General features: G+C 68.7%; 19 protein-coding genes and 8 pseudogenes. 10 read left to right on the forward strand and 17 right to left on the reverse strand.

Annotated features, from left to right (window positions below; translation table 11 throughout):
* Positions 1-37: 37 nt before the first annotated feature.
* Positions 38-348: pseudogene (locus SLV14N_RS38775) on the forward strand (IS630 family transposase); the annotation flags it as partial.
* Between the two features lie 220 nt (positions 349-568).
* Here the strand turns inward: SLV14N_RS38775 and SLV14N_RS07485 are convergent.
* Positions 569-1,351 (reverse strand): carotenoid 1,2-hydratase, encoded by a 783-nt coding sequence (locus SLV14N_RS07485; RefSeq protein WP_263268669.1) that lies wholly within the window; start codon positions 1,349-1,351, stop codon positions 569-571.
* 928 nt (positions 1,352-2,279) lie between these two features.
* On the opposite strand from SLV14N_RS07485, the pseudogene SLV14N_RS38780 reads away from it, so the two are divergent.
* Positions 2,280-2,623 (forward strand): annotated as a pseudogene (locus tag SLV14N_RS38780) (IS630 family transposase); the annotation flags it as partial.
* A gap of 69 nt (positions 2,624-2,692) precedes the next feature.
* Here SLV14N_RS38780 and SLV14N_RS07500 read toward each other — a convergent pair.
* The 6 genes and pseudogenes from SLV14N_RS07500 to SLV14N_RS07525 form a co-directional block, all read right to left on the reverse strand.
* A pseudogene (locus SLV14N_RS07500) lies at positions 2,693-2,999 on the reverse strand (hypothetical protein); the annotation flags it as partial.
* Between the two features lie 147 nt (positions 3,000-3,146).
* Positions 3,147-3,797, reverse strand: a complete 651-nt coding sequence (locus SLV14N_RS07505; protein ID WP_208680309.1) for a 3-oxoacid CoA-transferase subunit B — start codon at positions 3,795-3,797, stop codon at positions 3,147-3,149.
* Complete coding sequence (locus SLV14N_RS07510) at positions 3,797-4,579, reverse strand: CoA transferase subunit A (protein ID WP_208680310.1); 783 nt, start codon at positions 4,577-4,579, stop codon at positions 3,797-3,799. Before SLV14N_RS07510 ends, SLV14N_RS07505 begins: the two co-directional genes overlap by 1 nt.
* A 197-nt stretch (positions 4,580-4,776) precedes the next feature.
* Positions 4,777-5,721, reverse strand: coding sequence for a CoA ester lyase (locus SLV14N_RS07515; RefSeq protein ID WP_263268672.1), 945 nt, complete (start codon positions 5,719-5,721; stop codon positions 4,777-4,779).
* On the reverse strand, positions 5,711-6,928 hold the full coding sequence (locus SLV14N_RS07520) for a CaiB/BaiF CoA-transferase family protein (RefSeq protein ID WP_263268674.1): 1,218 nt from the start codon (positions 6,926-6,928) through the stop codon (positions 5,711-5,713). The genes SLV14N_RS07515 and SLV14N_RS07520 overlap by 11 nt, the downstream gene beginning before the upstream one ends.
* Positions 6,929-7,129: 201 nt before the next feature.
* Positions 7,130-8,053: a LysR family transcriptional regulator gene (locus tag SLV14N_RS07525; RefSeq protein ID WP_208680313.1), complete on the reverse strand. Its 924-nt coding sequence runs from the start codon at positions 8,051-8,053 to the stop codon at positions 7,130-7,132.
* A gap of 168 nt (positions 8,054-8,221) precedes the next feature.
* On the opposite strand from SLV14N_RS07525, the gene SLV14N_RS07530 reads away from it, so the two are divergent.
* Together SLV14N_RS07530 and SLV14N_RS07535 are read left to right on the forward strand one after the other, a co-directional pair.
* A complete protein-coding gene (locus SLV14N_RS07530; protein WP_263268676.1) occupies positions 8,222-9,565 on the forward strand; it encodes a CitMHS family transporter in 1,344 nt (447 codons plus the stop codon).
* 400 nt (positions 9,566-9,965) lie between these two features.
* The gene (locus SLV14N_RS07535; RefSeq protein WP_259670169.1) at positions 9,966-12,614 is read left to right on the forward strand and encodes a SpoIIE family protein phosphatase; all 2,649 of its coding nucleotides are present in this window, start codon (positions 9,966-9,968) and stop codon (positions 12,612-12,614) included.
* 706 nt (positions 12,615-13,320) lie between these two features.
* Here the strand turns inward: SLV14N_RS07535 and SLV14N_RS07540 are convergent.
* The 7 genes and pseudogenes from SLV14N_RS07540 to SLV14N_RS07570 form a co-directional block, all read right to left on the reverse strand.
* Positions 13,321-15,189: an Ig-like domain repeat protein gene (locus SLV14N_RS07540; protein ID WP_263268681.1), complete on the reverse strand. Its 1,869-nt coding sequence runs from the start codon at positions 15,187-15,189 to the stop codon at positions 13,321-13,323.
* A gap of 460 nt (positions 15,190-15,649) precedes the next feature.
* A pseudogene (locus SLV14N_RS07545) lies at positions 15,650-15,793 on the reverse strand (IS256 family transposase); the annotation flags it as partial.
* Between the two features lie 494 nt (positions 15,794-16,287).
* Positions 16,288-16,380 (reverse strand): annotated as a pseudogene (locus tag SLV14N_RS07550) (3-oxoadipate enol-lactone hydrolase); the annotation flags it as partial.
* A 101-nt stretch (positions 16,381-16,481) separates the two neighbouring features.
* Positions 16,482-16,640 (reverse strand): hypothetical protein, encoded by a 159-nt coding sequence (locus SLV14N_RS07555; protein WP_263268684.1) that lies wholly within the window; start codon positions 16,638-16,640, stop codon positions 16,482-16,484.
* Positions 16,641-16,688: 48 nt separating this feature from the next.
* Positions 16,689-17,000: pseudogene (locus SLV14N_RS07560) on the reverse strand (transposase); the annotation flags it as partial.
* Between the two features lie 201 nt (positions 17,001-17,201).
* Positions 17,202-17,915, reverse strand: a complete 714-nt coding sequence (locus SLV14N_RS07565) for a cation transporter (RefSeq protein WP_263268685.1) — start codon at positions 17,913-17,915, stop codon at positions 17,202-17,204.
* Positions 17,915-18,250 (reverse strand): annotated as a pseudogene (locus SLV14N_RS07570) (ArsR/SmtB family transcription factor). The gene SLV14N_RS07565 and the pseudogene SLV14N_RS07570 overlap by 1 nt, the downstream one beginning before the upstream one ends.
* A gap of 344 nt (positions 18,251-18,594) precedes the next feature.
* On the opposite strand from SLV14N_RS07570, the gene SLV14N_RS07575 reads away from it, so the two are divergent.
* Both SLV14N_RS07575 and corA read left to right on the forward strand, forming a co-directional pair.
* A complete protein-coding gene (locus SLV14N_RS07575; protein ID WP_263268687.1) occupies positions 18,595-19,548 on the forward strand; it encodes an IS481 family transposase in 954 nt (317 codons plus the stop codon).
* Between the two features lie 79 nt (positions 19,549-19,627).
* Positions 19,628-20,719, forward strand: coding sequence for a magnesium/cobalt transporter CorA (corA, locus tag SLV14N_RS07580; protein ID WP_263273051.1), 1,092 nt, complete (start codon positions 19,628-19,630; stop codon positions 20,717-20,719).
* A gap of 492 nt (positions 20,720-21,211) precedes the next feature.
* On the opposite strand, the gene SLV14N_RS07585 is transcribed toward corA, so the two are convergent.
* A complete protein-coding gene (locus SLV14N_RS07585) occupies positions 21,212-21,682 on the reverse strand; it encodes a hypothetical protein (RefSeq protein WP_263268688.1) in 471 nt (156 codons plus the stop codon).
* A 294-nt stretch (positions 21,683-21,976) separates the two neighbouring features.
* Between SLV14N_RS07585 and SLV14N_RS07590 the strand changes: the two genes are divergently transcribed.
* From SLV14N_RS07590 to SLV14N_RS38960, 4 genes are all read left to right on the forward strand, one after another.
* Positions 21,977-22,417: a GntR family transcriptional regulator gene (locus SLV14N_RS07590; RefSeq protein ID WP_263268689.1), complete on the forward strand. Its 441-nt coding sequence runs from the start codon at positions 21,977-21,979 to the stop codon at positions 22,415-22,417.
* Positions 22,414-23,517, forward strand: coding sequence for a DUF1648 domain-containing protein (locus tag SLV14N_RS07595; RefSeq protein WP_263268690.1), 1,104 nt, complete (start codon positions 22,414-22,416; stop codon positions 23,515-23,517). Before SLV14N_RS07590 ends, SLV14N_RS07595 begins: the two co-directional genes overlap by 4 nt.
* 94 nt (positions 23,518-23,611) lie before the next feature.
* Positions 23,612-24,721 carry an alpha/beta hydrolase gene (locus tag SLV14N_RS07600; RefSeq protein ID WP_263268691.1) on the forward strand — a complete coding sequence of 370 codons (1,110 nt, stop codon included), beginning with the start codon at positions 23,612-23,614 and terminating at the stop codon, positions 24,719-24,721.
* 11 nt (positions 24,722-24,732) lie between these two features.
* Positions 24,733-24,837 carry a DUF397 domain-containing protein gene (locus SLV14N_RS38960; RefSeq protein WP_369292818.1) on the forward strand — a complete coding sequence of 35 codons (105 nt, stop codon included), beginning with the start codon at positions 24,733-24,735 and terminating at the stop codon, positions 24,835-24,837.
* Here the strand turns inward: SLV14N_RS38960 and SLV14N_RS07605 are convergent.
* Positions 24,808-25,035: pseudogene (locus SLV14N_RS07605) on the reverse strand (transposase); the annotation flags it as partial. The gene SLV14N_RS38960 and the pseudogene SLV14N_RS07605 overlap by 30 nt on opposite strands.
* Before the next feature lie 35 nt (positions 25,036-25,070).
* The gene (locus SLV14N_RS07610) at positions 25,071-25,811 is read right to left on the reverse strand and encodes a helix-turn-helix domain-containing protein (RefSeq protein ID WP_263268693.1); all 741 of its coding nucleotides are present in this window, start codon (positions 25,809-25,811) and stop codon (positions 25,071-25,073) included.
* Between the last annotated feature and the right edge of the window lie 18 nt (positions 25,812-25,829).

Below are 25,829 nucleotides of genomic sequence, written 5' to 3' on the forward strand. Positions count from 1 at the left end.
GCTGATCCGGGCAGCGCGGTGTCGCCGGGCTGTCCGGGTGGCAGAACGAGTACGCGCCCGCGAGATCGATGATGACGAGGGGGCAGCGCATTTTGCGGATCGTCCGTGGAGGCACCTGATCAGTGGTGGCCTGACGGCAGGCCCAGACGGTGCTGTGATCCGCGCAGGGCATGCCCGTAGCGAAATCGCCGAGGTGTCGTTCACCAGCGCGGACCGGGTCGGGGACGTGATCCACAACGTCAACGCCAAGGAGGCCCGCGTCGAACACCTCTACGCGATCGCCGACGGCGAGGTCATACCCGAAGACGGCGAGTCACCTTCTGCCTGGACGAGTTCGGCCCGCTCAACTTCTCAGGGGTGCGTCGGCCTGACCTGCGGAGGAAGCCGGCCCAGGTCGTGCTCTGCCGTTCGGTTGAGGGCGGGATGCAGCGAGCGATTTCCCCTCGCCGGCGGCCGAGAACGTGCAGGTCGCCCTGGAGGTGACGCGGAACGTGCGCCCGGAGCCCTGAAGAGAAGGGCTCCGGGCGTGTACGTATGCGCGGCAGGGTTCGCGGCTAGTGCGGTCGGCCTACTTCCAGTTGCCGAACTGCTCGACGTACGCCTTGCCGCTGACAGGACGGCCCTTGTACGTGCCGGAGACGGAGGAGGCGGCCTCGTTCTTCTTGAGGTCCTTGCTGGAGCCCTCGGGGGTGGGGATCTCCTGCAATATCGGCCTCGCTGTCACCGTGAGGGTGGTGTCGAGGCTGGGGATGCGGACGGTCCACTTGCCGGCGTAGCGCTGGCCAGTGGCGGGGCTGGTTTCGAAGCGGGCCGCGTCGCGGGCGAGCGGTTCGACGGTGACGACGCTCTGGGAGCCGTCCCGGTGCAGGACGGTGGCATAGTGCTCCTCTTTGCCCTGCGTGTCGAAGAGGTCAGCGAGGTTGATGAACTCGCCGTTATCGAGCTGGATGGCCATCCAAGTCCACTTGTGCACCTGGGACCAGTCCCATTCGCCCCACTGGCGGTCGAGCCAGGACTTCCCGGTGACCTTGCTGGTCTTGCCGTTGAGGGTGAGCGTCCCGGAGGTCTTGAGGTTGGGCAGGGAGTAGTAGTAGCTGGAGCCGCCGGCGAAGGGGATCAGCCCGTTGCCGCCGGGGTACATCACGTGGCCCTTGGCGCTCAGCCGGAGGTCGAGGCTGCCCTCGGGCAGTTTCGCGGTCAGGTGCATCGCGTCCATGGTGCCGGTAAGGCGCGCGTCGGGCATACGGACGTCGAGTTCCTTCGAGGACACGCTGAAGTCCCCGGCGTCGAAGCGAGAGGTGTGCGCATAGTGCTTGCCGGCCGTGACATCGGTGATGGCGAGCTGGGCCATGCCGTCGTGAGCACCACCTCGTAGCCATACCTGTGCCCATTCGCCGATACGTGCCCGACCGTGAACCACCACTCGTCGGTGGCGTCGGGATGGGCCGCCATGTCAGCCGGCAGATTCACAAAGGTCGGGAAGGCCTGGGAGGTGCCGGAAGCCCTTTCGGCAACGGCCCCGGAAGAAGCCTGGGAGGCGTCGGCAGCGCGTTTGGCCACGGTCTCGGAAGAAGCCTGGGAGGTGGCCGAACTGGCCTGCGGTACAAGGGCGACGGCGGCTGCAACAGCAGCGGCAATAGCCAGACGATGAATCTTGTATGTCCTGAACCGGGAGGTGAGGGGCATGAAATGGCCTTTCCTTCTGGGTGCTCGTCCGGTCAAGTCGCGCTTTGACCGCGTGAACGTCGGATGCGAGCAGTTGTCGGATTCTGTGGCTCACTTGCGGCCCGATGCGGCGGACTGCGGGCACGGTGTGCCGGGCGGGCCGAACTCCTGGACGTCATGGGGGTGTTCCGTCGATGACGGAGGACGGCAGCAACGGGGCCCGGCAGCCGCTCGACGCCACTCACGTCGCCAAGCTCAGATGCTCGTCACTTCCGGATACCGGACGTTCGACGTAGGCCAGGCGTCACCTGACTGCCCTGGCCTCGCTGGTTCGAGTGCTGGTTCATCTTCGCTGCTCCGTTGTTTAGGGGGACGCCGATGCGGCGAGCGAGCAGGTCGGGCCGACGACAAAGTCGACGATCTCGATAGCCAGAATAGTAAAACTGAAGAACCTGTTCGTCAATTGGGCTGGTGGTCATGACACCCCCTCCGCCCGCCCGTGCCTACGCCGGGGTCGGCGCCTCCGAGCGCATCGCAGCTCGGCGAACGAAGCTGATCGAGGCAGCCCTCAAGCTCTTCGGCACCCAGGGCTACATGGGCCACCGGGGTCAAGGATCTGTGCCGCGAGGCCGGACTCAACGGTGCTGTTATCCGCGCAGGGCATGCCCGTGGCGAAGATCGCCGAGGTGTCGTTCACCAGCGCGGACCGGGTCCGGGACGTGATCCACAACGCCGACGTCTTCGACTCGCTCTACCCGAAGGCAAAGGCGGCCGGCCCAAGGCATTCACCCCCCGAACGCCGGGAGGCCAAGAAGATCGCCAAGTCAAGCCGGTCGAGCACGGCCTGCCGTGCTCGACCTTGAGCCTGGCTGAACTGGCCGACTTCCTGGACGCCGAGGGGGTGGTCGACGACATCAGCCACGAGGGCCTGCGCAGCCTGCTCCGCGAGGAGGGCGTGCCCGGGGTTGTCGGCCTGACTGCGGAGGAGCCGGCCCAGATCGTGCTCTGCCGTTCGGGGAGGGTGGTTGCCGTGCTTGCGGAGGATCTTCCAGACGGTGGAGGCAGCGATCTTGATCCCCAGGGCTGCGAGTTCGCCGTGGATCAGGCGATCCTTCCTTGAGGCATTCTCCCTGGCCAGGCGCAAGGGCCAGGGCGCGGCTCGATCGGATGGTGGGTGGGCGTCCGCGACGCCTGGGTACGCAGATGGCGGCATGGCGTCGCCTGAGCAGTTCACGACGCCAGCGCAAGACCGTGTCGGGGCGGGCCAGGAGCAGAAGGTGCCGTGGGTCGGGGAACACGCATGCGCCCGCCCGGACGGTGAACTCGATGCGCACCGCGGGCCGTTGTCGGAGAAAACGGCTCCGAGGAGTCGGCGGGAAGTCGAACCCGGTCGATCTGTAACGTCATGCGGCTGGTGAGTGCGAGAACTGGGGAGAAGCTCACCGGTCCGGGGCTGCCCGGGACGCCGGACCGGTGAACCGTCAGCGGGCAGCCGCTATGGCACCGGTGCGCACGGGAGCGGCGGTGCGGTGTGCGAGGTGGTCGGCCGTGACGCCGGGGGCGGTCTCGACGAGGACGAGCCCCTGGTCGGTCACGTCCAGGACGCCGAGGTCGGTGATGATGCGGTGGACGCAGGCCTTGCCGGTGAGCGGCAGGGTGCACTCCTCAACGATCTTGGGGCTGCCGTCCTTGGCGGTGTGCTCCATCAGCACGATCACCCGGCGCGCGCCGTGGACGAGGTCCATGGCCCCGCCCATGCCCTTGACCATCTTGCCGGGGACCATCCAGTTGGCCAGGTCACCCCGGGCCGAGACCTGCATGGCACCGAGGACGGCGGCATCGATGTGACCCCCGCGGATCATGCCGAAGGACAGCGAGGAGTCGAAGAAGGACGCGCCCTGCCGGACGGTGACCGTCTCCTTCCCCGCATTGATCAGGTCGGGGTCGACCTCGTCCTCGTGAGGGTACGGGCCGACGCCGAGGATCCCGTTCTCGGACTGCAGCACCACGTCCACCCCGGCCGGGAGGAAGTTCGGCACCAGCGTGGGCAGGCCGATCCCGAGGTTCACATAGGAGCCGTCCGCCAGCTCGGCTGCCGCCCGGGCGGCCATCTCGTCCCTGTTCCAAGCCATCAGCGCCGCACCGTCCCTCGTGCCGGAGGCGCGGAAACAGTGCGCCGTTCGATCTGCTTGTCCGCCGCCTGCTGCGGCGTCAGTGGTATGACCCGCTGGACGAAAACCCCCGGCAGGTGCACCTCGTCCGGGCTCAGGGCGCCCGGCTCCACCAGTTCTTCCACCTCGGCGGCCGTCACACGACCGGCCATCGCGGCGAGCGGGTTGAAATTCCGCGCGGAGCGGTGGAAGACGAGATTGCCGTGCCGGTCCCCCTTCGCAGCCCGTACGAGCGCGAAGTCGGTGGTGATGCCCCGCTCCAGCACATACGGACGGCCGTCGAAGTCCCGGACCTCCTTGTGCGGGGAGGCGACAGCGACGGTCCCATCGAAGGCGTAACGCCACGGAAGCCCGCCCTCGGCAACCTGGGTGCCCACACCGGCCGGGGTGAAGAAGGCCGGGATGCCGCAGCCGCCGGCCCGCAGCCGCTCGGCGAGCGTGCCCTGCGGTATGAGCTCGACTTCGAGTTCTCCACTCAGGTATTGGCGGGCGAACTCTTTGTTCTCACCGACGTAGGAGGCGGTGACGCGGGCGATGCGGTCGGCGGCGAGCAGGACGCCCAGGCCTTTGCCGTCCACTGCGCAGTTGTTGGACACCACGCTCAAGGCCGTAGCGCCCTGTTCGTAGAGCGCCTGGATCAGGACGTCGGGTACGCCGCTCAGGCCGAAGCCACCGACAGCGAGCGATGCCCCGGCGCCGATGTCCCGGACCGCGTCGGCGGCGGTCCTGCAGACTTTGTCCATGCTTGGTTTTCCCTTCAAGACGTTGCGGTGACCGGCGAGGAGATGGTTTCCGTTGCTGATGTGCGGCGAACGGTGGGAGTGGAGAGCGCCGATGTGCGGGGCGTTCTCGGCCATCGTGTGAGCGAGGTCCGCACAACCCTGTTGTTGTTCCGCTCGGCGGCACGAGTGGGGTCTACCTGAGTTCTACGTCCGGCCGGTCAGGAAGATTGCGAACCGCGAACAGCCCTGTGCCGGGTGTGCTGTTCCAGCATCAGCCGGGCTGTCGTGGCCATGGCCTCGTCGACCATTTCTCCCTCGAACGACACCGCACCCGCCCCGTTCGCCTGTGCCTCCTCCACGGCGGCGATCAGCCGTGCACAGCGGGCGAGTTCGTCGGAGCCGGGCGAGAAGACTTCGTTGATCACGGAGATGTGGGAAGGGTGAATTGCCATCATGCCCTCGTAGCCGAGGGAGCGGTTCTGTTCGGCGAAGGAGCGCAGTCCTGCGAGATCGGCGATGCGGGTCCACAGTCCGGCGACCGGGTGGAGCGCCCCCGCCGCCCTCACGTCCAGCAGGACCCGGGAGCGCAGCGCCAGCGTCTCCGTTCCCTCTGGGCTCCAGCGGTAGCCGACGGCGCGCTCGACATCGCCGCCGGCGCCGGTGAGGGCGCCCAGGTACGCGACGCGCGAGGCGGCTGCCGCGCAGTCGTAAGCCTCTCGCAGACCGCGAGCCGTCTCCAGCAGGGGCACCAGGGCGACCTGTCCCCGGGGCAGGCCCTGTTCGCGTTCGCACCAGCCGAGCAGCCGGTCGGCGAATCGCACGTCCTGGGCATGGCGCACCTTGGGGAGCACGATCCCGGTGAGCCCGGGGCGTACGACCGTGCGCAGTTCCTCCGCCGCCGACCAGCCGTCGAGTGGGTTGGTCCGGACGAAGAGCGCCGGATGACCCGCCGCGTCTGCGGCGGCCTGCGCGATGGCTTCGCCCACCTGTGCACGGGCGGACGCTCTGCCCTGTTCCGGCACCGCGTCCTCCAGGTCGAGGATCACCGCGTCGGCGCCGGCCGCCTGCGCCTTGGGCAGCCAATCCGTCCTGGTTCCGGGCACGAAGAGCAGGGAGCGCAGCGGGGGCCGGGCCACCGCCGCCGCGTCCGCCTCATACGACATCGTTCTTCTCCAGATCCGCCAGTTCCTCCTCGTCGAGCCCGAGCCATTCCCGGTAGACGAGGTGGTTGTCCTGCCCCAGGGCGGGTCCGGTCCGCCATACCTTCCCGGGGTTCTGCCGGAAGTGGGGGATCACCGCCTGCATCTGCACCGGGCCGAGGTCCGCGTCGTCGACGGTGACGATGTCGTCGCGCTCGGCGTAGATGGGGTCGGCGGCGATGTCCGCGGCGCTGAACACCCTTGAGGCCACTACCTCGTTGTGCGTGAACGCTTCCAGGCACTCGGCGGTGGTGCGCTCCGCCACCCAGGCGCGCAGGCCTTCGTCGAGCCGTCGGCGCCCGGCATGCTGCTGCTCCGCCGTGGCGAACTCCTCCTCGGGCAGCCCGAGCAGACGGGCAATGTTGCCTACCGAGCGCAGCGTCGCGGAGGTCACCGTGATCCACTCGCCGTCGCGGGAGCTATAGGTGTTGATCACCGCCGCGGGGGCGACCGCCAATTGGTTGCCGGCGCGCTCAGGCACCGTCCCCAGTTGATCGTGGACGATGACCTGCCACTCGACGAGCCGGAACAGGGGCTCGAAGAGGGCGAGGTCGATCCATTCGCCGTCGAAGTCGGGGTCGTGATCACGGCGGTGGAGGGCAGCGAGGATGGCGTAGGCGCCCATCAGCCCGGTCACCGCGTCACCGTGGGAGAAGCCGGTGTGCACGGGCGGGCCGTCGGGGAACCCGGTCAGATGCACCACTCCGCTGCGCGCCTCGCCCATCTTGCCGAAGCCGGGTGCGTCGGCCTGCGAGGAGGTCGCGCCGAAGCCGGATATCTGCAGCAGTACGGCCTTCGGGTTGATCCGGTGCACCGCTTCCCAGTCGAGCCCCCAGCTGCGCAGGCGCCCGGCACGAAGGGTGACGATGACGACGTCCGCCCAGGCGATGAGCCGGTGGGCGACGGCCCGGCCGGCCTCGTGGTGCAGATCCAGGGTGACCGAGCGCTTGTTGCGCCCGGCGACCTTGAACCACAGGGGCTGGCCGTCCTTCTTCGGTCCCATCGCACGGGCGGCGTCCCCGGAGCCCGGGGGCTCGACGTGCACCACGTCGGCTCCCTGGTCGGCGAGCATCGAGCCCGCCAGTGGGCCGGCCACCACGTGGGCGAACTCGACCACTTTCAGCCCGTGCAGCTGCCCGTGTCCGCCGGTATCCCGATACTCATTCGACACCACGGTGCTCCCTCGCCCTCGTTGTTCTTGGCTCGCATCGGGCCGCGAACCGGCCGCTGTGGCCGGCCCGCTGCTCCCGAGGGCTCCAGCGTGCCGAAGCAAAGAAATGCCTGTCCAGCAAAAGAAGACCATCAATCCATGCGCATTCCGCATAGATTGACGGGGGAGTGGCCGGCTGTCGGCGTGCGGTCCGGATGCGCCTCAGGCCCAGGAGATCCCGGGCGGGAGGTCGCGCCCCTGCTCCCGGTATTGCTCCAGTGTTTCCAGGAACCGGTGCGCCGCGAGCGGGAGGGTTCGCCGCGCGCGCAGGGCGATGTCCAGGCGCCGGTCGACCACCGGCTCGACCAGCGGTCGGTAGACGACGGGCCCGGTCCCCATGAGCGGCAGTACCAGGGCGGGCATCGCGGACACCCCCAGGCCGGCTGCCACGAGTCCGCCCACCGTCGCCACGCTTCCCGCCTCGGCTGCCGGTGCCGCGTGCGCATCGACCTGGGCGAATGCCGCGTCGGTGAGCCGGCGCACGCTCGAATCCCGTCCGACGGCGAGGAACGGATGGCGAGCCAGGTGCTCCCATTGCACCTCCTCGCGGTCGGCAAGCGGATGGCCTTCGGGCAGCACCGCGACGAATCGATCCCGGACCAGAGGGCGGTGCTCCAGCTGATCCGACGGCTCGCCGACCGTGGTGATCGCGAAGTCCGCGTCTCCCGACAGGACCCGGCCCAGCACCGACCGTTCCAGACCGTCCATGAGGCGCACCGTCACCTGCGGCCGCTGCGTGCGGAAGGCGGAGATCACTTGCGGCAGCAGCACCGCGGCGACCGAGGGGAGGGTGGCCACGGCGACCGTTCCCGACTCGCCGAGCAGGAACCGCTCCAGCTCCTTCATGCCCGCTCGGTGGGCGTTGACGATCTCGTCGGCTACCCGCAGGGCCTCCACGCCGGCGGCGGTCAGCTGCACATTGCGGGTGTCGCGTGCGAGCAGCTGCGCACCCAGTAGCCGCTCCAGATCCGCGACCGCGCGGCTCAGCGAGGACTGCGAGACGTGCAGCTCCGCGGCGGCCGCGGTGAAGCTCGCCGCCCGGGCGACGGCCGCGTACGCCGCCAGCTGACGCAAACTGGCTTCCATGGCCAGCGAGCATAGGCGATTGATGCGCAGACCGCATGGATAGATCTCGGTTCGATGCTGGACACCGATCTGTCGCCGCTCGGACACTCATCCGCAACGCATCGGCAGCCTCAAGGCGCCCCGCTCCCCCGCCGCCGGGAGCCGTATTCGAGAAAGCGAGCGACACCCATGCTGGCAGCTCTGGGTTTTTCCACGATCGGCATTTTTCTGTTGCTCACCATGACCAAACGCGTATCGGTCCTGGTGGCCTTGGTTCTGCTCCCGGTGCTGGCCGCACTCGCCGGCGGCTTCGCGGGGGAGCTGGGCGGGATGGTCCTTGACGGGCTCTCCACGGTGGCCCCTACCGGCATCATGATCGCCTTCGCGGTCCTGTACTTCAGCCTGATGGTGGACGCCGGCCTCTTCGATCCTCTGATACGCGGGATCCTGCACGCCGCCCGGAACGATCCGGCGCGGATCACCGTCGGCACAGCCGTCCTCACGATGTGCGTGGCCCTGGACGGTGACGGCGCCTCGACCTTCCTCATCGCCGTCTCCGCGCTGCTGCCCGTCTACAAGCGACTGGGAATGAGCCCACTGGTGCTCTCCGGGGTCGTCTGCCTGGGCGCGGGCGTGATGAACATGATCCCCTGGGGCGGCCCGACGGTGCGGGCCATGGCGGCGCTGAAGCTGGACAGCTCCGAGGTCTTCACGCCGGTCCTGCCCGCGATGTGTTGCGGCATCGCCTGGGTCCTGCTGGCCTCGTATCTGATCGGCCGCCGGGAGCGGCGCCGTCTCGGCACGCTGGTGCCACAGGGCGGGACGGACGCCGGCACGGAGCGGGACGGGAGCGAGCAGCCCACCCGTACGGTCGGGGACGGTCCGGGCACCCCCCGGGTGCCGGCGCGGCCTCGGACCTGGCTGAACATCTTCAACCTGGTACTGACCATTGCACTGTTGGTCAGCCTGGTCCTGGAGGTAATGCCGCTGCCGGTGCTGTTCGCTCTTGCCTTCACCCTCGCCCTGCTCGTCAACCATCCCACCTGGGAAGGCCAGCAGGCACTGCTCGAAAAGCATGCCAAGAGCGTGGTACTCGTCACCACAATGATCTTCGCGGCCGGTGTCTTCACCGGCGTCCTGACCGGAACCAAGATGATCACCGAGATGGCCGAGGCGTTCGTATCCGTCGTCCCTGACTCCCTCGGCGGCCACCTGCCGGTGCTCGTAGCCGTCACCGGGATGCCGCTGAGCCTGGCCTTCACCCCGGACGCCTACTACTTCGGCGTACTGCCCGTGCTCTCCGAGACCGCGGCCGGCTTCGGCACCGACCAGGCCGAAGTCGCCAGGGCCGCCATCCTCGGCCAGATGACCACCGGCTTCCCCCTCAGCCCGCTCACCGCCTCCACCTTCATCCTGATCGGCATGAGCGGCGTACAGCTCGGCGAACACCAGCGCTTCATCTTCCGCTGGGCCTTCGCCACCACCCTCGTGATGACCGCCGCGGCGGTGCTCACCGGTGCCTTCTCCCTCTGAATCTGCTCCACTTCACCTCCTCCACCCGCCCAGAGAAGCGGCCCTCGTGGTCGAGCTGCCCTTCCTGCCCCGCCGGTGTCCTTGCCGGTGTTGGCCCGGCTGTGGCGCCCGGAACAGGAGCAGCGCAAGGTCGGCATCGCCGCGGCCACGCTCCGCTTCCCAGCCGCCTGCCACCACGGCGGACGTGTGCGCGTGGGCATCGCCGTCTCTGGCCTTGATCTTTAGCTGTAACCGTGTGGTCAGCTCCAGAGCTTGACAGCCAAGGGTGCAAAGATGTCATATGTCCGCATTTCGAATCCGATCCAGGCCTTCCGCGGCTGCTCGCAACGTGGACAGTCCCGCTCGCAGCCGGCGAAAGGGCCCGCGTTCGGTACTGAGTGTCCGCAGTGTCGTCGGCCAGATGTTCTTGCTGCAGCTGGCGGTCGTGCTGTTGCTGGCCATCGGGGCCGTCGTCATGCTGGTGCTGGCCGCCCAGCGCCAGAGCACCCGCGAGGCCGGCAATCGTTCACTCGCCGTCGCGCAGGGCTTCGCCAGCTCTCCGGGGCTCGTGGAGGCTCTTCAGTCCCGAGATCCCACCACGGTGCTGCAGCCGCGGGTCGAGGAGGCCGGGAAGGGCTCCGGCGTGGACTTCGTGGGCGTCCTGAACCGGGCCGGAAACTACTACGCCGCTTCCGTGCCGGGCCGCATCGGTCTCCACACCACTACTGACATGGCTCCCTTGTTGGCTGGGCGGACGGTGAGGGAGGAGGGTGTGGGCTCTCTCGGCCCTCAGACACGGGCCTATGTCCCCGTCAAGCAACCCGATGGCTCGGTAGTCGGCGCGGTCGCCGCCGCGATCACGATTGAGCATGTCGGCAACAGGGTCGCGGAGCAGCTGCCGGCCGTACTGGGCGCCACCGCCGGCGCGGTGGCCGTCACCACGGGCGGAGCGGCGCTGCTCAGCCGACGGCTGTTGCGCCAGACCCACGGCCTGGGCCCGGCCGCGATCACGCGGATGTATGAGCACCATGACGCGGTGCTGCACTCCGTGAAGGAAGGCGTCCTCATCCTCGACGAGGACGGTCGGCTGCTGCTCGCCAACGATGAGGCGCAGCGCCTTCTCGATCTCCCCCCGGAGGCCGAGAGCCGGCACGTGGACGAGCTCGGCCTCCCACCGCTCACCGCCGAGCTCCTGGCGTCGGGCCGGGAGGCCACCGACGAGGTGCACCGGGCCGGGGGCCGACTGCTGGCAGTCAACCAACGGCCCACCGACCGGTACGGAGGCCCCCCAGGCAGCGTCGCGATGCTGAGGGACTCCACCGAGCTGCGGGCGCTGTCCGGCAAGGTGAAGGCTGCGCGGCAACGCCTCAAAGTCCTCTACGACGCCAGCGTGAGCATCGGCACCACCCTTGAGGTGACCCGGACCGCCGAGGAGCTGGCCGAGGCGGCCGTGCCGGAGTTCGCCGACTTCGTCACCGTCGACCTGGCGGAGTCCGTGCTGCACGGCGAGGAGCCGAAGGGCACGGAGCAGAAGCTGCGCCGCACCGCCACCACCGGCATCCGGGAGGACCATCCGCTCTACCCCACCGGCGAGCTGATCAGCTTCGTCTCCTCCAGCCCACAGGTGAAGGGCCTGGCCATCGGGCGGGCGGTCCTTGAGCCCGACCTGCGCACCGCGACCGGATGGCGGGCACAGGACCCCGAGCGCGCACGGCGGATCCTCGAATACGGGATCCACTCCCTGATCACCGTCCCACTGTCCGCCCGGGGCGTCGTGCTGGGAGTCGCCAGCTTCTTGCGCTCGGCGGAGCCCGAGCCCTTCGAAGAAGATGATGTGGCCCTGGCCGAGGAGTTGGCCGCCCGCGCCGCGGTCTGCATCGACAACGCCCGCCGGTACACCCGCGAACACACCACCGCGGTGACGCTGCAGCGCAGCCTGCTGCCCCGCGGCCTGCCCGACCAGGGTGCCCTTGAGGTGGCCTACCGCTACCTGCCCGCCCACGCCGTCGGCGGCGACTGGTTCGACGTCATCCCCCTGCCCGGCGCCCGCGTCGCCCTGGTCGTCGGCGACGTCGTCGGCCACGGCGTGCACGCCGCCGCCACCATGGGACGCCTGCGTACCGCCGTCCACAACTTCTCCGCCCTCGACCTCCCCCCGGACGAGCTCCTCGCCCACCTCGATGAACTGGTCGCCCGGACCGACACCGACGAGACCGCCGAAGAGGACAGCGCGGGCATCACCGGCGCCACCTGCCTGTACGCCATCTACGACCCGGTCACCGGAAACTGCGCCCTGGGCCGCGCCGGCCACCCCCCGCCCGCCGTCGTACACCCCGACGGCACCATGCAGTTCCCCGACGTGCCTGTCTCTCCTCCCCTGGGTGTCGCGAGCGGCCTGCCCTTCGAGACCGCCGAACTGCACCTGCCCGAGGGCTCCCGCCTCATCCTCTACACCGACGGGCTCATCGAGCACCGCCACCGCGACCTCGACGCGGGCCTGGACCTCCTGCGCACCACCCTGACCGGCCGACCGCACCTCACCTCGGAGGAGACCTGCCAGACCGTCTTCGACACCATGCTCCCCGAACGCCCCAGCGACGACATCGCCCTGCTGGTGGCCCGCACCCGCCTGCTGGACCCCGCCCAGGTCGCCGAGTGGGACGTGCCGTCCGACCCCGCGGCCGTCGCCCCCATCCGCACCCAGTGTGCCCGCCGGCTGCAGGAGTGGGGGCTGGAGGAGATCGCCTTCACCACCGAACTGATCCTCAGCGAGCTGATCACCAACGCCATCCGCTACGGAACCCAGCCCATCCGGGTCCGCCTGCTGCACGACCGCACCCTGATCTGCGAGGTCTCCGACGGCTCCAGCACCTCCCCTCACCTGCGCCGGGCCGCCACCACTGACGAGGGCGGACGCGGCCTGTTCCTCGTCGCCCAGTACGCCCAGCGCTGGGGCACCCGCTACTTCCCCCGCGGCAAGGTCATCTGGTCCGAACAGGCCCTCCACGACGGAGCCACAGAACCCAGCGCCGACCTGGCCGACGCCCTGCTCGACCAGTGGGACGAATGAACCACCCCCGTTGAGCAGACCCAGCCACTCACGCCGCAACAGCAGTGGCACCGCGCCAACCACCAACAACGGCTCGGACCACCACCTGCGTGAGTCCTCGCCTCGCTCGGACTCACCGGCGCGGAGATCAACGCGGGCGGCTTCCTGCCCACACAACAGCCCCTATGACGGGGGTCATGACTGTGTGGACCTGACCAGGTGGAACACCTCGCGGGCGGCGTAGCGTTTGAGGCATCGGACGATCTCGCGTCGGGTCTTGCCCTCCTTGGTACGGCGTTCGTAGAGCGCCAACCCGGCGAACCACGCGGTCAACGCATTAGCCGGGCGGGAGCAATTGTCAATACCTGTAAATCAGTAGGGTCGGGAGAGTTCCTACACATGGCCCTCCCGCTCCTCAAGGCTGTGCTGTCAGAGTGGCCGTTTGGCAGCCGATGTGTGCCGTCGTTGCCGTCATCACCGTCGCTGGGGCACCCTCCGAGCGCAGCTCGCGAGCGCGGAGTCGGGTTGTTCTGCCGCCCCTCCTGCGCCGTGGTCTGCCGGTCACCGTGCCGATGCTGGAGCCGCCCTCACGGCCGGAGCCCCGTCTCTGGAATCCACGCGTGCCGCCAACCCCCTCGACTGGTCGGGCGGCTCGTCCAGTTGGGCCACGGTGTGTTCCTCCCGTCGCAGCAGACCAGGTGACGTGGGGTTTTCGGAGCCAGTGAGATCAGCCCGGGAGGGGGATGAACAGCAGGATGCCGTGGGCGGTGGCGGAGGTGTAGCAGGAGCTGCCGGGGAAGGCGGCGGTGTAGAAGGGGGTGGCGATGGCGAAGACGGGGACGATGGCGTTGTGAATGGTGGCGGTGCCGTTGGCGTCGGTGACGGCGGTGCCGAGGTTGACCGGGCCGAAGAGCGTGGTGGCGGTGAAGGTCACCGGCTGACCGGCCACCGGCATCCCCGAGGTGGTCTTCAGGGTGGCGCTGAGGGTGGGGATGTAGAACTCGGGCAGCGGGGTCAGCCGGAGCCGGATCGTGCCTGGCTGCCCGGTCAGCGTTGTGGGAGTGGCGTTCACGGTGACGGGGGTGCTGGTGGAGGAGCCGGTGAAGCAGCTGTCACCGCCGTAGGCGGCGGTGAGGGTGCCGGTGGTCAGGGCCGTGGTGGTGAAGCAGGCCTGCCCTGAGGCGTTGACGGGGACCGTCTGGGTTTGGCCGTTGGGGAGGGTGAAGGTGACCGTGCCGGTCGGCACTGTGGTGGTGGCTGTGGTCGGGGTGACGGTGGCGCATACCGTCACGTTCTGACCGCAGGTGGAGGGGTTCGGCGTCACCGACAGCGTCGTCGTTGTGGGGTTGGGGCTCACGGTGACGGGGGTGGGGTTGCCGTTCACGGTCGCGGTGAACGTACCGGCGGTGTAGGTGTGGGTGGTCTGCCCGCTCCCGGTGGCGTCCAGGGGGACGGTGACCGTAGGGCTGCTGTCCCCGAAGTTCACCACCGCTGTTCCGTTCGGAGTCCCCCCAGAAATGCTGAACGTCACCGGTTGCCCGCACACCGGCGCCACAGGCGAGGTCGTCACCGTCAACGGCGAGATCTCCGTCACGTTGGCCGAATTGGCGTTGGTGACGTAGACGTTGCTGTTCGGCGCCGCCGCCACCGAGAACGGGAACGCCCCGACGGGGACGGTGGCCAGGACCGTGTTCGTGGCGCTGCTGATCACCGTCACATTGTTGGAACTGCTGTTGCCGACGTAGACGTTGCCGGTCGGCGCCACCGCCACCCCGAACGGGCCCCCGCCGGTGGGGACGGTGGCCAGGACCGTGTTCGTGGCGCTGTCGATCACCGTCACGTTGTTCGAAACGGTGTTGGTGACGTAGACGTTGCCGTTGGGCGCCACCGCAATCACTCCCGGGACCGTGCCGGCGGGGACGGTGGCCAGGACGGTGTTCGTGGCGCTGTCGATCACCGTCACGTTGTTCGAGGTCTGGTTGGCGATGTAGACATTGCCGTTCGGCGCCACCGCCGCCGCGCCCGGGAAACCACCGGTGGGGAGGGTGGTCAGGACGGTGTTCGTGGCGCTGCTGATCACCGTCACGGTGTTCGCGTTCCGGTTGGCGACGTAGACGTTGCCATTCGCCGCCACCGCCACCGCGTCGGGGACCGCGCCGACGGGGACGGTGGCCAGGACCGTGTTCGTGGCGCTGCTGATCACCGTCACGTTGTTCGAAGTGCTGTTGGCGACGTAGACGTTGCCGTTCGGCGCCACCGCCAGTGCGAACGGGCCCCCGCCGACGGGGACGGTGGCCAGGACGGTGTTCGTGGCGCTGCTGATCACCGTCACGGTGTTCGAGCTCTGGTTGGTGACGTAGACGTTGCCGTTCGCCGCCACCGCAATCATGGCCGGGCCTGAGCCGGCGGGGACCGTGGCCAGGACGGTGTTCGTGACACTGTCGATCACCGTCACGTTGTTCGAATTGGCGTTGCCGACGTAGACGTTGCCGTTCGGGGCCACGGCCACCGCCAGCGGGCTCGTGCCCGCCGGGATCGTCACCGTGGAGAACGCCGCACTGAACGGCGCGGCCACAAGCCCCCGTACAGCGGGCACCACAGATCCACCGGCCGGTACAACCGGCCGAACCCCGCCGGCTACCGCCGGAGCTCCCAACCAACCCGTAGTCGGCTTCATGACAAACCTCTCTCAGCTGAGAGGGCCGCCCAAGAACTCCCACCGGGGCCCGCGTCGTACAGCGCCGGAATACGCGAACCGGATCACCGCTTGCACACCGGGACAGAGAGAGGACACACCGACACGTACCACCCACCGGCGCACCGCAGGGGTTGCCCATCTCTCCCCGGAGAGATGGGCAACCCACCGGAAAACGGTCACCACCATTAACCCGAAATGGCCAATAAGACACCACCATATTGACCCGACTTTCACCCGGACGGACCAACACACAGCCCCACCCGGGCACGTCGTTGGAGAGGACGAACTGGCGCGCAATGTGGCCCGGAACGTGGAGCTGGGCAGGGGGACGAGGTGAGGCGCGTTGACCGCCCGCCCACCACCGCTGTTGGGCGGACTCGACGAGCTTGAAGACCATGGCCAGGGCTGCGGTGCCACGGGCCCGCCGCCGGACGGTGGAGAAGGTCGACTCGATCGGATTCGTGGTCCGCAAGGGGATCCAGTGCTCGGCCGGGAAGTCGAAGACTCCCCAGCGGGAAGGTGCGCCTCCTTCCGGCAGGAGTGATCCACAGGCGTCGACCTTCGCTCCGCTGGTACCAAGCGCCGCGTCCCGGGGGCCGACAAGTTCCTGACCGCGGCTCCCGCCGAGGCGGGAGCATGGAGCGGGCCGCCGGCACCCGGCTCCGCCCACTCCGCGTAACCGGCCAAGCGTCCCGCCGATCGATTTGCCCACGCGACATCCGGCCCGTCGGCCTGGAACGCTCGGCACAGATGACGGCTGTCTTGCCGGGTGCTGGGATCCAAATGAGGTCGGCCGGTGTCGGGAAAAGACGGCCCACAGGGGCCGTCCCCGAACGCAGGAACCCCCGCCGGCAAGCCGACGGGGGTTCCTCACCTCTCACGCGTGCTCTCACTTGCGTCTCACAGACTGTGTGGACGCCCCCGGACTCAGGGCCCCGACATGGCCTGGGGAGTCATTCCCTGGTTCGGCTGGACGCCCCAGGACACGGGTCACGACATGTGCCATGTGGTACCCAACGCGGCGCCCAGTACGAGTACGGGGGCATCGTCGGGGCCGTCGATCCGATGCTGCAGGGTCTTCTCACTCACCCGGCCACGCTACCGACTCTTTGACGCGGTCCTTACACCCGGGTCAGGAAGAGCCGTCGGAGCATGGCCGCCGACCGTGCCCGAAGCAGGCTTTGCGCAGGTCAGAGCCTCAACGTGGAGACGACGTCGACCATCGCGTGCCCCGGCTTGCCGTAGCTCACCGTGATCTGCTGGTACGGATGCGGTGCCTTGCTCGTGATCAGGGCCGGGGTCTTCTGGCCCGGAGAAGCGGCGTTGCGGGGTGGGCGCGGACAGCTCACTCACGCCTTGCACGCTCTCAAATCTCACAGCAGCCCCTATGACGGGGGTCATGACTGTGTGGACCTGACCAGGTGGAACACCTCGCGGGTTGCGTAGCGTTTGAGGCATCGGACGATTTCGCGCCGGGTCTTGCCCTCCTTGGTGCGGCGTTCGTAGTAGTCCAGGGTGCGCGGGTCGAAGCGCAGGCGGGTCTGCACGATTCGGTGGAAGGCGGCGTTGGCCTGCCGATCGCCGCCGCGGTTGAGGCGACGGAACTGCCGACTGCCCGAGGAGCGTTCTACGGGGCTGACCCCGCACAGCGCTGCAAACGACGCCTCACTGTGCAGACGTTCCGGGTTGTCCCCCATCGTGATCAGCAAAGTGACGGCCGTGGGCGATCTACGGTGTGGTCCTCCACGTGCCTCTCTCGCCAGGCGTCGGACGGTGGTGAGGCAGTCCGGGATGAAGGCGGCCAGGTCGCGCAGGACCTGGGGGCAGCGTGTGGGCGAGGAGGACGAGCACGCCCCAGCCGGCCGGCATGCATCCGACGTCGATGCCGAGACCGGTCAGCCAGATGTGCATCAGACCTCCTTGCTCCCGCAGCAGCCGTCGCCGCAGCCGCCCGCCGGCATCTCGGTAACGGTGCTACTGGGCATCGGGGTGCAGCAGGAGTCGCCGCGCCAGGCGTCGCGGCCTTCCTTGACTGCCACGGCGGCGATCACGATCGCGGCGATCGGGTCTGCCCACGTCCAGCCGAGGGTGGCGTTGGCCACCAGGCCCAGCAGCAGGACGGCGGACAGGTAGGTGCACAGCAGGGTCTGCTTGGAGTCCGCGACGGCCGAGGCCGAGCCCAGCTCGCGTCCCGAGCGGCGTTGGGCGGCGGACAGGACCGGCATGACCGCCAGCGACAGAGCGGCGAGCACGATGCCGGGGAGGGAGGGTTCGGCTTCGCCGGTGCCGGCCAGGGTGCGGAGGGACTCGGCGGTGACGTAGGCAGCGAGGACGAAGAACGAGATGGCGATGATCCGCAGTGTCGTCTTCTCGCGGGCTTCGCGGACTGCGTGATCCGCGGCGGAGAACTGCCAGGCGACGGCGGCGGCGGAGGAGACCTCGATGACCGAGTCCAGGCCGAAGCCGATCAGGGCGGTGGAGGAGGCGAGGGTGCCGGCGGTGATGGCCACGGCCGCTTCGATGACGTTGTAGGTGATGGTGGCGGCGACCAGCAGGCGTATTCGACGGGTCAGCACGTCCCGGCGAGCCGGAGAGGGGCCGGGGGATATGGGTATGTCCGCCATCAGCAGCAGTCCCTCTCTTCCGCGTCGGTACAGGTCCGGTCCGTCTCCACGGCGACCACGGCGGTCCGCAGATCGTCCAGGGCGTGGCCGAACCGTGCGTCGGCGAGTTCGTAGCGGGTGCGTCGCCCGACCGGTACGGCCACGACCAGGCCTCAGTCGCGCAGACAGGCCAGGTGGTTCGACAGTCGAGTACGGGAAATCCCCAGCCGGTCGGCGAGATCGGAGGGATGGGCCGGGGCCTCGCGGAGCGCGAGCAGCAGTCGGCAGCGGATGGGGTCGGCAAGAGCGCGGCCGAAGCGCACCAGCACCTCGACCTCGGAAGCAACGGTCAGCACACTTCAACAGTACATGGAATCCTGAATTCAGGGAATGGTGCATCCTGTCGCGGCGCGGACCCCCGCCATCCGCGCCGAGACCCTTCAGCGACTGCCCCTCGACTACGAAGAGTCACACAGCCAAGCCCAGCGGAAGGCGGGAGCGACAGACTCGTCCAGCCGCGGTGACCGCCGCACCTGAACCACGTGAAGAACGCTGGACATGTCCGCATCCGCATAAGCCGCTAGCTGTGCTGTCCCGGCACGTTGGTGACGCGACATGCCCTGGCTGGTGCTTGAACGAGGTGAGGGCCTTCTGGCTCGGTGGGGATTGCGACATCTACCGCCGAGTGCAGGAGGCCCTCGTGATCCACCGTAACGCCCCGCTGACGCCGACCGGAAGGCTGCGTCTGGCCCGGTGCGTCGTCGACGACGGCTGGCCGCTGCGCCGGGCCGCAGAACGCTTCCAGGTCAGCCACACCACCGCTGCACGCTGGGCCGGCCGCTACCAACTGCACGGCCGGGCGGGGATGAAGGACCACTCCAGCAGGCCCCACCACCAGCCTCACCGCACGTCCGCAGCGGTGGAGGACAACATCGTCCGCATGCGACGCGAGCACCGGATCGGCCCACTGCGACTGGCCGCCCGCGCCGGCGTCGCAGCTTCCACCGCCCACCGGATCCTCACCCGCCGCGGCCTGCCGCCGCTGGCCGCAGTGGATCGGGCCACCGGTGAGCCCGTCCGCCGCTACGAACGCGCCCGTCCCGGCGAGCTGGTCCACATCGACGTCAAGAAACTCGGCCGCATCCCCGACGGCGGCGGCCACAAAGTCCTCGGCCGCGCGGCCGGACGCAAGAACCGCAACGGAGCCGGGCTTGCCTACCTCCACACCGCCCTGGACGACCACACCCGCCTGGCCTACACCGAAGACCTCCCGGACGAGAAGGCAGGCACCTGCGCGGGCTTCCTGACACGGGCCACGGCATGGTTCGCCGCCCGCGGCGTCACCGTCGAACGCGTCCTGACCGACAATGCCTGGTCCTACAGCAAGAACACCTGGCGCCAGACCTGCCGCGACCTGGGCATCCAGCCCCGCTGGACACGGCCCTGGCGCCCGCAGACGAACGGCAAGGTCGAACGCTTCCACCGCACCCTGCTCGACGAATGGGCCTACCACCGGCCCTACACCTCAGACGCCGAACGGCAGGCAGCGTTTCCCGACTGGCTGGACTGGTACAACTACCACCGACCCCACACCGGCATCAGCGGCCACACCCCAGCCAGCCGCGTCACCAACCTCTCCGGACAGCACATCTAGCACCGCCGACCTCCCTGCGAACCGGTCACAGCACTAGGCATACTGGCGGGCACGCCACCAGGTAGGAGCCAGCGTGTCGATGATCCACAACCTCCGCAAAGCAGTCCGCATCCCGAGCGCGCGCCCTCACGGCGTGGACCTCAGCCATCCGGCACGGTCGCCGCTCGGCAACTCCGTCGTGAACTGCGTGGTCTACGTGGACGGTGTGCGCCAGCTCAGCGACTGCCCGGCGCGCGAGGCGATCGAGCGGGTCCGCGAGACCGGCAGCGGCTTCGTGTGGATTGGCCTGCACGAGCCGACGGAGGAGGAGTTCTCCGGCATCGGCGAACTCTTCGGCCTGCACCCGCTGGCTGTGGAGGATGCCGTGGATGCCCACCAGCGGCCGAAGCTGGAACGGTACAACGACACACTCTTCACCGTGCTCAAGACCGTCACCTATGTCGAGCACGACCGTCTCACCGCGACCAGCGAGGTGGTGGACACCGGCGAGATCATGGTCTTCACCGGCCCCGACTTCGTGATCACTGTCCGGCACGGCGGCCACGGCTCGCTGGGGCCGCTCCGCGAAAGCCTCGAATCGGTGCCCGGTCATCTGGCCAAGGGCCCCTCTGCCGTACTGCACGCCATAGCCGACCACGTCGTCGATGACTACCTGGCGGTCGTATCCGCCGTGCAGGACGACATCGACGCGGTGGAGAGCGAGGTCTTCTCGGCTCACGGGGGACGCGGCGTGGATGCCGGCCGGATCTACCAGCTCAAGCGTGAACTGCTGGAGCTCAAGCACGCCGTACTGCCGCTGGACCGGCCTGTTCAGTTGCTCGCCGAGCAGCCCACGCAGCTGGTCGATGGCGACATCCGCAAGTACTTCCGTGACGTCGCCGACCACCTGGCCCGGGTCATCGAGCACGTCACCGCCTGCGACGAGCTGCTCAACTCGATCCTTGAGGCCAACATGGCCCAGGTGACCATGGCTCAGAACGAGGACATGCGCAAGATCAGCGCCTGGGTCGCCATCATCGCCGTGCCCACCATGGTCTGCGGCGTGTACGGAATGAACTTCGACCACATGCCCGAGCTGCGCTGGACGTATGGCTATCCGCTGGTCCTCGGCGTCATGGCCACCGTCTGCTTCCTCATGCACCGCGGGTTCCGCCGCAACGGCTGGCTCTGAGGGCCCGTTCGGCCGGCCATGCGATAACTGGGGTGTCGCCGCCCCCTCGCCGGGCACAAGTGCTCCTGTGTCAGCCCGAGTTGGTGGCGAGGTGGCTACGTCTGTCCTCCGCGATCCATTGCAGCACGGTGGCCGAGGGCCGCCTGGCGTCCTTGAAGACGATCCAGCAGATCGTCGACACGTTCGGCGTCCGCCACTCAACGGTGCTGGGCCACCTCGACAAGACCAAGACCGCCCCCGCCAGCCGAACAAGACCTCGGCCACCAAGACCTGACTGCTGCTTTGCATCTGGGTTCGGAGAAGAGGAGTCGGGGGCCGGGTGGGACCTCCGGGTGAGGTGCGGGCATCAGCGCTGACGATCCTCCTGGAGCTGCCCCTAACTGCCGCGGCAGTAACCATCTGGCTCCGTACATGAATGGCCGGCCAGGGAACGGCCCTGCCTGGCAGTTCAGCTGCGCGGCCTGGTCTATGCGCGAATCCGGAAGCTGCTGCTCAGGCGATCCATCCCTCACCGTGTCGGTGACGGTCCAATCCCACAGCTGAAAACTCGTCCTCTCCGGCGCTCGCCACCACGCCCAGCCGTCGAAGTGCCTGCGAGACGGCGCTGCCGGCTGGCGGAAAGGGCTGGCCCTCCTGTACATGGAGCGGTCCCAGCACGATGGTGCCGCCATCCCACACGGCAGCCTGCTGCTCGCCCACACCGCCGAAGTACGCGGCTTCCACGTAGGCCACCGGCCCAGCGGTTGACCAGTCGGCGAGGGTCTTCTCGAACCCTCCCGACAGCCGCCAGAACCCCAGAGCGCCCGTATCGCTGCAGTCCGCGACGGAATCGAAGAAGGCGTCTGTCATTGGCATCAGCGACAGGCCCTGTCCGAGCGACGCCATCCGAGCACCAGGCAGATCCCGCGAAGCGGCGCGCAGCACCTCTTCGCCAGCGATCACTGCTTGCAGGTCGTAGCCCATCCCAACGCCCCCTCCACCGATCGGAGGCCCCATCTTGGCGCACGAGCCAAAGCCGAACCCGCGCGGCACCCCCGGCCAAAAACGGCCACGCCCCAGCGAGTTCTCACCAGAGCACCGTCCAGACCCCTCGATCCCGCTGGTTTCTCTGTGTCACCGCGATGTCGGTCCTCAAGCTCTAAGGACGCACCCGGCGCGCCACCGAATCCTTGTCGCCTCCTTAGCGCTCTCGACCATACCGCGACCCGCCGCACTGTTCTATAAACGCTATAACAGAGCGACAGCGGGAGCCCGAACGTGATCCTCAGCCTCGACCTGGACAGCGAGGTGCCGATTTACCAGCAGATCCGGAACCGGATCGTCGAGGCCATCGCCTCCGGTGAACTCGTCGAAGGCAGTTCGCTGCCCTCGACCCGGCAGCTCGCCGTCGATCTGGGCATCAATTTCCACACCGTGAACAAGGCGTATGACTTGCTACGGCGGGAGGGGCTCCTGCGGATCAACCGCAAGAGCGGCGCCCTGGTGCAGCGTGACGCCCGCACCGGACCGCCGCAGCCCGGCTTCACCGACGAGTGGGAGACACGGCTGCGGACGCTGCTCGCCGAAGCGGTCGCCCACGGCGTCGGCGATCCAGCGGTGCTGGACAGCTGCGGATCCGTCCTGACCTCGTTCACCTCGTCGGCACTTGCCGCAGGCGGCGCGCACCACGGCACGAAGCAAGGAGATTCGGTGTCATGAACAGCGGAGCATTACTGGTCGACGCGGCCGTACCACTGCTGGTTCTGGCAGTGGCGTGGCTGACGCCCTCACTGACCAGTCCGACGCTGCCCTTCGGGGTGCACATACCCGCCGTGCGGGCGGACTCTCCGGTGATCGCTGAGCAACGCAAGCGCTATCGACGGCTGGTGGGCACGGCCGGCGGAGCGCTGGTCGCCCTGAACGTCGGGCTGTCGGCCACGACCCATCTGGTCTGGCCCGGCGTGGTGCCGGCACTGATCCTCGCTGTCTGCCTGGCCGCCTTCCGCCAGGCCCGGGTGGCGATCGCGGCGGCCAAGCGGGACGAGGACTGGTACCGCGGCCTTCGCCAGGGCGTGGTGACCGACACCTCGCTCCGCACTGATCCGGAACGCTTTCCCCATCTCTGGTCGATCCCCGCGCTGCTGATCGTCGCGGGCACGGTGGTGACCGGCATCGTCCTGTACCCCTCGGTACCCGACCGTTTCGCCGTGCACTTCAACGCTTCCGGCATCCCCGACGGCTTCGCCACCAAGTCGGTCGGCAGCGTGTTCTTCCCGGTCTTCGTGCAAGCCGGGGTGACCGCGACGATCCTGGTGCTGTCCTGGTTCTCGTTCCGGGCCCGGCCGGAGCTCGACCCAGCGCGACCGGCCGACTCCGCGCGCAGGCACCGCCGTTTCTCGGTGCGTGCCGTGATCTCCCTCCTGCTGCTGGCCGGCTGCGTCGACGTGTCGATACTCGCCGGGGCCTGGCCGATCTGGCATGCCGACCAGAATCTGTCGCCGGTGCTCGTGTTGCTGCCGCTCCTGACCGGTCTCGCCATCGTCGTCGGCGTCGCGCTCCGTACCGGGCAAGGAGGTAGCCGCCTGCCCGCCGCGGACGACGGGGCACCGGAGGAGGAGAACTCCGGTGTGGTCCGACGCGACGACGACCAGTACTGGCGCGGCGCGGGATCGCTCTACGTCAACCGTGACGACCCGTCGCTGTTCGTACAGAAACGGTTCGGTTTCGGCTGGACCTTGAACTTCGGCAATCCACGCGCGGTGCTGCTGCTCGCGCTCATCCTGGGCTTGTCGCTCGCCCTGCCGTTGATCGTCCGCTGACGTCTGGCGGAGTCAGATCTGCTGACCACCACCTTGCGGACCACCACCTTGCGGACCACCACCTTCCTGAATTCTCACCCCGTTGGGAGAACACATGCGTGGGAGTACTACCACCTGGCGGCGCTGCACACTGGCCGTACTCATGGCCGCGGTCGCCCTCACCACGGCCGGGCCGGTGTCAGGGTCGGCTGAAGCGGCCACATCGACCCGCTCCCCAGCGCTCATACCCGCCAGCGATCGCCAGGTGCGGTTCACTGCCGACGGCACCACCGCGTACGGCACCGTGCACATCCCCGCCCATCGCGCGGGCCACCGGCTAGCCGCCGCCCTGCTGATCCCCGGCAGCGGCCTGACCGACCGCAACGGCGACCAGCCGCCCGCGTCCACCCCGCACACCCTCGCCCTGTTCGCGAGCACCCTCGGCGATGACGGCGTGATGAGCATGCGCTTCGACAAGTACGGTACCGGCCGTACCGGATGGGGCCGGTACCAGAACTCCGACCACATCGACATGGCCGCGTACACCCGACAGGCCGTGGCCGCGTACAACACCCTGCGCGCCCAGCCCGAGGCCGCCCCGAACGGGCTGCTCATCGTCGGGCACAGCGAGGGAGGCCTCCAAGCCCTGCTCGTAAGCCGCACCGTACGGCCGAAGCCCGCCGGGCTCGCGCTCATCGCCCCGCAGGCCACTCGACTCCTGGACGCGGTCGACGATCAACTCGCGGGCATCTTGGACCGACTCGTCACATCGGGGGAACTCAGCCCTCAGCAGGCGCAGTTAAACAAGGCAGGCGTGTCCCGGGCCATCGCGGACTTCCGCGCCAAGCGCCAGGTGGACACCTCAGGACTGCTGCCCTTCGTCGACTCCTTGCTGAACGGAATGTTCGGTCCGCACAACGCCACCTTCGTCCGAAGCGACGACGCCATCTATCCGCCGGACATCGCCCGACGCGTCGCCCGCGGCACCCGCACCTTGGTCACCTGTGGCACCGCGGACACCAACGTGCCGTGCCGGACCACGCCGCCATTGCTCGCCGCTCTGGCCACGGCCCACACCACCGGCCCCGGGCTACGGATCCTGCCCGGCCTCGACCACTACCTTCACCCCGCGGGCACCCCGGCCAACGACCAGATGATCGCCCCAGCCGCGCAGAGTGCCCTGCACGACTTCGTCCGCCCCTGGCGGCGCCTCACAGCGAGCTGAGCAACTCACGCGTGAGGGACACCAAGGACCACGGCCGCGGCCCGGTTCTGGCCGTCAGCCCTGCTGAATGGTCGGCGTTCACGGGCTTACTGATCGTTTCCGAATGCGATGCGTAGTCGTCTCAAGCAGATGATGGAGCAGGCGAGTTCGAGCAGTCCCAAGTGGAGGTCGGCACATATCTCGTAGCAGATCCGCAGGTGTTTGAACTGGTGGAGCCAGGCGAAGGTGCGCTCCACCACCCACCGCGTCTTGCAGAGTTCGGAGCCGTGCGGGGTGCCGCGGCGGGCCATCTTCAGGCTCCGGGCCTCTCGAATGCCTGGTCGATCGCCAGGGCGAGTGAGGCCGCGTGCTACTCCACGTGGCCCGTCAGCGTGTATTCGTCGCCCCTATCACCAACCATGTCACGCCAGTGCTTTTCAGCGGAGCGGATGAGGTCGTCGCCGAGGCGTTCGAGGAATCGGCCTGCCAGGGCAAGCCGGGATCCAGCAGCGGTCTCGGCTCCGAAGAGCTCGGCGCCGCGCAGCGCGGTGGCGGCGAACCGCTGGTTGGCGGCGACGCTGGCCGCGACGGTCCGCAAGCCCGCCTTGTCGTCGAGGAAATACCGGTGGCGGCGGCCACGGTCATCGCGACCGCGGCGGATCAGATCCTGCCGTTCCAGCAGGCGGACCGCGTGCGAGATGGTCGCCGCGCTGACTTGCAGGTGCTGCGCCATCTCGATGGCGGTGCGACTGCCGGTCTCGGAGGCGAACAGGCAGGCCATCACGCGGGCGGCGGTGCGCGGGAGGCCGGTTTCGACGAGTGCTGTGGTGAGGTCGGTGACGAACGCGGCCGTTGCGTCGGGGTAGGGGCCGAGATGCTCGATGGTCCGCTGCACCGGGGCGGGCTGCGGCCGGCGCCGGGCTCGGTGGGTGGTCGCGAGCTGTGCCAGTTCCGCGCGGTACCGGGCAGGTCCGCCGTTGCGCGCGACCTCGCGGCTCACCGTCGAGGCGGGACGGTTCAGACGTCTGGCGATGTCGGCGTAACTCAGGCGCTGCGCCAACCCCGCGGCGATCTGTTGCCGGTCGGCTCGGGTCAGCCTACGTCCTGGCATCGGGTCGGTTCCTCTGGT

Origin of the sequence: Streptomyces sp. Je 1-4 4N24 (genome assembly GCF_026239515.1) — a bacterium.
GTDB classification, from domain to species: domain Bacteria; phylum Actinomycetota; class Actinomycetes; order Streptomycetales; family Streptomycetaceae; genus Streptomyces; species Streptomyces nigrescens.